Below are 1745 nucleotides of genomic sequence, written 5' to 3' on the forward strand. Positions count from 1 at the left end.
GTGCAGAGATGAAGGTCAAATGCGAGTGGGTCATCCAGGAATTCGACGGCATGATCCCGTCGCTCAAAGTGCGCAAGATCGACGCCGTGCTGTCGTCGATGTCGATCACTGAWGACCGCATGAAGTCGGTCGACTTCAGCAAAAAGTACTACCACACGCCGGGCAAGTTCGCGATGAAGAGCGGCAGCGTGGTCAACGACCCGCTGGTCGATCTCAAAGGCAAGAAAGTCGGCGTACAACGCGCCTCGACCTACGACCGTTTCGCCACTGAGCAACTGGCGCAAGCCGGCGTCGAGGTGGTCCGCTACGGCTCACAAAATGAAGCCTTCCTCGATCTGGCATCAGGTCGCCTGGACGCCACCCTCGCCGACATCGTCAACACCGATGAGAGCTTCATCAAAACCCCCATAGGTAAAGGTTTCGCTCTGGTGGGGCCGGACATCAACGACCCGAAATACTTCGGCAGAGGCGCCGGGATCGCGGTGCGTAAAGGCGACAGTGCGAACGTTGCACGCCTGAGCGCAGCGATTGACGCCATCCGCGCCAATGGCAAGTACCAGCAAGTGATGGCCAAGTACTTCGCCTTCGATATCTACGGCGAATAAGCCGTTACCCGAAACCCTGGCGCCGGCGTTTGCGGGTGCCACTTCTGGCTTGTCTCGCGCGCCTCCCGGCGCTCGCTTGAGGAACTTCATCATGCTTCACGGCTACGGATCGAGCATTCTCGATGGCGCCTGGCTGACCATTCATCTGGCCCTGACTTCCATGACCATGGCGATTGCCCTGGGTCTGATCGGCGCCGCCTTTCGTCTGTCACCGTTCAAATGGCTGGCGGTGCTGGGCGAAGGCTATACCACCCTGATTCGCGGTATTCCCGACCTGGTGCTGATCCTGCTGATTTTCTACGGCGGCCAGGACCTGGTGAACCGCATTGCCCTCGCGCTCGGTTACACCCGCTACATCGACATCAACCCCTTTATCGCCGGCGTCTGCACCATGGGCTTCATTTTCGGTGCCTATCTCTCGGAAACCTTTCGCGGCGCCTTTATGGCGATCCCTAAAGGTCAGGCAGAAGCCGGTGTGGCTTATGGCATGAGCGGCGCTCAGGTGTTCTGGCGGATTCTGGTGCCGCAGATGATTCGTTTCGCCATTCCGGGGTTCACCAACAACTGGTTGGTGCTGACCAAATCCACCGCGCTGATCTCGGTGATCGGGTTGCAGGACATGATGTTCAAAGCCAAAAACGCAGCGGACGCCACCCATGAGCCGTTCACGTTTTTCCTCGCGGTGGCCGCGCTCTACTTGCTGCTGACCAGTGTGTCATTGCTGGTGCTGCGCTATCTGGAAAAACACTACTCGGTCGGCGTCAAAGCCGCCGAACTGTGACGGGGAGCACAGCCATGATTCTCGACTACAACCTGATCTGGGAAAACCTGCCGCTGTACCTCAATGGCGCCTTGTTGACCCTCAAAGTTCTACTGATTTCCCTGGCCGTTGGCCTGGTGCTGGCGATTCCTTTAGCGCTGATGCGCGTCTCCCGATCGCCGTTGATCAGCTTCCCGGCCTGGCTCTACACCTATGTGATTCGCGGCACCCCGATGCTGGTGCAATTGTTCCTGATCTATTACGGCTTGGCGCAGTTCGAAGCGGTACGCCAAAGCGTGCTCTGGCCTTACCTGTCCAGCGCAACCTTTTGTGCCTGCCTGGCCTTCGCGATCAATACCAGTGCCTATAGCGCGGAACTG

At 58.4% G+C, this 1745-nt stretch carries 3 protein-coding genes; all 3 read left to right on the forward strand.

Annotated features, from left to right (window positions below):
• The coding region (locus tag AC1DLB_RS29225) for a transporter substrate-binding domain-containing protein (protein WP_477786209.1) at window positions 1-605 on the forward strand (605 nt) is incomplete at its 5' end.
• A gap of 91 nt (window positions 606-696) precedes the next feature.
• Entirely contained in the window at window positions 697-1386 is a 690-nt protein-coding gene (locus AC1DLB_RS29230; RefSeq protein ID WP_138867101.1) for an ABC transporter permease, read from the forward strand.
• A 14-nt stretch (window positions 1387-1400) separates the two neighbouring features.
• Window positions 1401-1745 (forward strand): ABC transporter permease subunit (locus AC1DLB_RS29235; RefSeq protein ID WP_477786210.1); only part of this gene is annotated, 345 nt, incomplete at its 3' end.

It is taken from the genome of Pseudomonas sp. 05N434 (assembly GCF_056396965.1).